This window comes from Staphylococcus sp. HMSC072E01, assembly GCF_001814125.1.
GTDB classification, from domain to species: domain Bacteria; phylum Bacillota; class Bacilli; order Staphylococcales; family Staphylococcaceae; genus Staphylococcus; species Staphylococcus hominis.
This window is the reverse complement of record NZ_KV814990.1, coordinates 477,862-482,446: the sequence shown is the minus strand read 5'-3', so window position 1 is coordinate 482,446 and position 4,585 is coordinate 477,862. Positions and strand designations below refer to the sequence as shown.

Genomic DNA, 4,585 nt, shown 5'->3' with positions numbered 1-4,585 from the left:
TAAAAAACACTTCGTAGAGAATACAGTGATTTAACAATGACTTTATTGAAATTATCTATAGTACTGTTTAATTGATTTTTGTAGTAATGAGAACGTTAAACGCTTAACAGAATTTTTATATCCAATCAACTTTCTATAGGAATAAAGAAGTTAGCATATTTATAATGATATACAATATTTGAATAATCAAAAGGTATACCAGTAGTAGTATAAAATGTTAATTCGTGACGCATACATGGATCATTCGGATTAAGACTCAATTTTGGAGCTTCGCTTTCAGAAAGAAAATCAATATAAAAATAAATATCAGAAAAGCCAATATTAATTTTAAGTTGAGATTGAAGGTATTCAAAAATTGAACTTGCAGCAATTTGATTATCTAAATGATTAACTAAATCTGTATTAAAATAGGATGTTTCAATACATAGAGGATGGTCATCTAGATAACGAATACGTTCTACATAATAGACGTGAGTATTTTTATCTTTTAAACGTAAATGTTCTTTTACATTGTTATCTGGACGAATAAGTTGAAGCGTTAAAACTTTACTTGTAATTTGATGCTCGTGTAAATTATCTGAGAATCCTTTAGTTTTTAAAAGATTAATATATCCAGATTTCTTTTTATTACGTACATAGATACCACTACCTCTTGTTTGATAAATAGTTCCTTCCTTTTCTAATATTTCTAGTGCTTTAATAATAGTACTTTTACTTACTTGGTATTTTGCTTTCAACATTTCTACACTTGGAAGCTTATCACCGACAGCAAACTCGTTGTTTGAAATAGAATCATTAATTTCTTTAGCAATATGTTCATACTTTAACATGGCTTTGCGCTCCTCAAATATAATTTTCATATATTATAGCAAAATATATAATGCTTTAGTAAATTATACCGGTATAATTAAAGAAAAATATTTACAAATTGTACCGGTATAATTATAATTAAAAATGAAAAGGCTTTCATTAATGGATGAAAATTAATAAGAAGCCAATTGGGAGGGTTTGTTATGAGTGAAAAAGATAAACGATTGGCAAACGAAATTCTCGAAGCAGTAGGTGGAGAGGAAAATATTGTCAATTATACACATTGTGCAACGCGATTACGGATTGTTTTGAAACGTTCTGTACCTGATGCTAAGAAGAAAGTATCAGCATTAGATGGTGTAGTAACAGTTGTTGAAAATAATGGACAGTTTCAAGTAGTTATTGGTAATGCGGTTGCTAGCGTATATAAAGAATTTGAAGGATTGGTTGGTGAAGAAAATCAACAACCAACTGAGGATGAAAGTGAAAAAGGAACAATTATAAATCGTATTATTGCAACTATGTCAGCGGTGTTTGCTCCATTCATCTATGTGTTAGCAGCAGCCGGGATTTTGCAAGGGATTTTGATCGTAGCTAAGATATTTTTCCCAACATTTGAAAATACAGGAACTTATGAAGTCTTTAATTTTATTTCATGGGCACCATTTACATTTTTACCTATATTCATTGCCATTACAGCAGCAAAACATTTTAAAGTAAATACATATATTGCTGTAGCATGTTGTGCCGCATTAGTTAGTCCAGACTTAACAGATATTGTTGAAAAAATTAGTAGCGGTAAATCATTTACATTTATTGGTATTCCTCTAAGTGAAACAAGTTATACGTCATCTGTATTGCCACCGTTATTATTAGTATGGGTCTTGTCATATGTAGAGAAATATTTAAATAAGTATATTCATGAAGTAATCAGACCATTATTTGTACCATTTTTTAGTATTGTAATTATGGTTCCATTAACATTACTAATTATTGGTCCATTAGCTTCTGGAGCTGCGCATGGTATCGCTCATGGATTTAATTGGTTAGTAGCTGTAGCGCCATGGTTAGCTGGTTTATTAATTGGTGCATTTTGGCAAGTATTCGTTATTTTTGGTGTTCATTGGGGCATCACACCTATGGTTTTAGCAAACTTTGAACAGTATAAAAGCGATGCCTTCCAAGCCTTCCAAACCATTGCAGTTATTTCTCAATTTGGTGCAGTTATTGGTGTATTCTTTAAAACTAAAAATAAAGAACTAAAAAAAGTATCATTATCAGCTGGTATTACTGGTATCTTTGGTATTACAGAACCTTCAATATATGGAGTGAACTTACGTTTTAAAAAACCATTTATTATTGCATGTATTAGTGGGGGGATTGGCGCCTTAATTGCTAGTTTCTTTAAACCGAAATATTATGCATATGCTGGTTTACCTGGTCCAATTACTGTTGTAAATGGTTATAGTCCAGATAATCCAACATCTATATGGGGGATTCTGATTGGTTCAATAATTGCTATTATTCTACCTATTATTCTAATCCAAGTGTTTGGTTATGGGGAAGATACAACTGAACAAGTAGAAGATGAAGAAAGAAACAAAATAAACCAAGATACAATGACTTCTAATGATCATCTTGAAAGTGATATATATTCACCATTGAATGGTTCGATTGTTCCATTATCTAAGGTTAATGATCCTATATTTGCAGAAGAAATGATGGGTAAAGGACTAGCAATTCAACCTGAAAGTGATGAAGTAAGAGCTCCTATTGCTGGAACAGTTAGTATGGTAACGATCAGTAAGCACGCTATTGGAATTACGTCATCAGATGGTATTGAGCTTTTAATACACGTTGGTTTAGACACAGTTAAATTAAATGGTAAAGGCTTCGAGTTACTTGTTTCTGAAAATGAGAAAGTTGACGTAGGACAACCGATTTTAAAATTTGATGCAAACTATATTAAAGAACAAGGTTATGACATTATTACACCGATACTTATTACAAATAGTAGTGAATTTGAAGAAATCTTTGTAACTGATTCTCAAAACATAAAAGTGAAAGATAAGATGATTACTGTAATTAAAAAATAATAAATCAGAAAAGGAGTTTTAAATGATGTCTAAATTACCAAAAAATTTCTTATGGGGTGGCGCTTTAGCAGCCAATCAATTTGAGGGTGGCTATAATCAAGATGGCAAAGGATTAAGCGTCATTGATGTAATGACAGCGGGAGCTCATGGTAAAGCACGTGAAATTACAAAACATGTCGAAGAAAATAAGTATTACCCTAATCATGTTGGAATTGATTTTTATCATCGTTATAAAGAAGATGTAAAACTATTTAGTGAAATGGGTTTAAAATGTTTAAGAACATCAATCGCATGGACACGTATTTTTCCAAATGGAGACGAAAAAGAACCTAATGAAGCAGGTTTACAATTTTATGATGATTTATTTGATGAATTGTTGAAATATAATATTCAACCTGTAATTACACTTTCACATTTTGAAATGCCATTACATTTAGCACGTGAATATGGTGGCTTTAGAAATCGTAAAGTAGCAGACTTCTTTGCTCATTTTGCAGAAACGGTATTTAAACGTTATAAAGATAAAGTGAAGTATTGGATGACATTCAATGAAATTAATAACCAAATGGATATTAATAACCCAATTTTCTTATGGACGAATTCAGGTGTCTCTTTGACAGATGATGATAATAAAGAAGAAGTCTTATACCAAGTAGCACATAATGAATTAATCGCAAGTGCCAAGGCTGTTAAAATAGGTAAGAAAATTAATCCTGAATTTGAAATTGGTGCCATGATTTCACATGTACCAATTTATCCGTATAGTTGTAATCCAGAAGATATTATGGAAGCCGAAGTAGCAAGTCGAATGCGCTTTTTCTTCCCAGATGTGCATGTACGTGGTTACTATCCAGGTTATGCAAAGAAAATGTTTGAACGTGAAGGTTTAGATATTGGTTGGCAAGACGGAGATGAAGAAATTTTACGTGAGGGTAAAGTGGATTATATTGGTTTTAGTTATTATATGTCTACAGTAGTGAAACATGATAATGAAGTAAGCGTAGATGATAATGTTGTTAACGGAGGATTACCAAATTCAGTAGACAATCCTTATATTAAAAAGAGTGATTGGGGTTGGGCTATTGATCCGGTAGGCTTACGATACACTCTGAATGCTTTATATAATCGTTATCAAATTCCGTTATTTATTGTTGAAAATGGTTTTGGTGCTGTAGATGAATTTGATGAAAATGGACATATTCATGATGACTATCGTATTGAATATTTACGTAAACATATTCAAGCTGCTATCGAAGCAGTAGATAAAGACGGCGTAGACTTAATAGGTTATACACCTTGGGGTATTATTGATATCGTATCATTTACAACCGGCGAAATGAAAAAACGCTATGGATTAATTCATGTAGATCGTGACAACGAAGGAAATGGCTCATTAGAACGTACAAAAAAAGATTCATTTGATTGGTATCGTAAAGTTATTGAATCAAATGGTGAAGAATTATAATTTGGTTATATCAATGAATAATTAAATAGAAAAGACACCTTGTTATAGCTTTGGACTGACCCCAATTAGTGGGAATTACTATAAAAACACTTTCGTTGAATTCATATTAAAATGAATCATGCGGAGGTGTTTTTTCTATGAAAAGAGTTGCTTATTCAATAGAAACAAAGTATAAAGCTTTTGAAATGAAAGCAGCAGGATTTTCAACAAAAGA

3 protein-coding genes are annotated in these 4,585 nt (G+C 31.6%); 2 read left to right on the top strand and 1 reads right to left on the bottom strand.

Going from position 1 to position 4,585, the window contains the following annotated elements:
* Positions 1-125: 125 nt before the first annotated feature.
* Complete coding sequence (locus HMPREF2953_RS10790) at positions 126-830, bottom strand: GntR family transcriptional regulator (protein WP_049437935.1); 705 nt, start codon at positions 828-830, stop codon at positions 126-128.
* A 183-nt stretch (positions 831-1,013) separates the two neighbouring features.
* On the opposite strand from HMPREF2953_RS10790, the gene HMPREF2953_RS10785 reads away from it, so the two are divergent.
* Together HMPREF2953_RS10785 and HMPREF2953_RS10780 are read left to right on the top strand one after the other, a co-directional pair.
* Positions 1,014-2,906, top strand: coding sequence for a beta-glucoside-specific PTS transporter subunit IIABC (locus tag HMPREF2953_RS10785; protein WP_049437933.1), 1,893 nt, complete (start codon positions 1,014-1,016; stop codon positions 2,904-2,906).
* A 25-nt stretch (positions 2,907-2,931) separates the two neighbouring features.
* On the top strand, positions 2,932-4,371 hold the full coding sequence (locus HMPREF2953_RS10780; RefSeq protein WP_049437931.1) for a 6-phospho-beta-glucosidase: 1,440 nt from the start codon (positions 2,932-2,934) through the stop codon (positions 4,369-4,371).
* Positions 4,372-4,585: the final 214 nt, after the last annotated feature.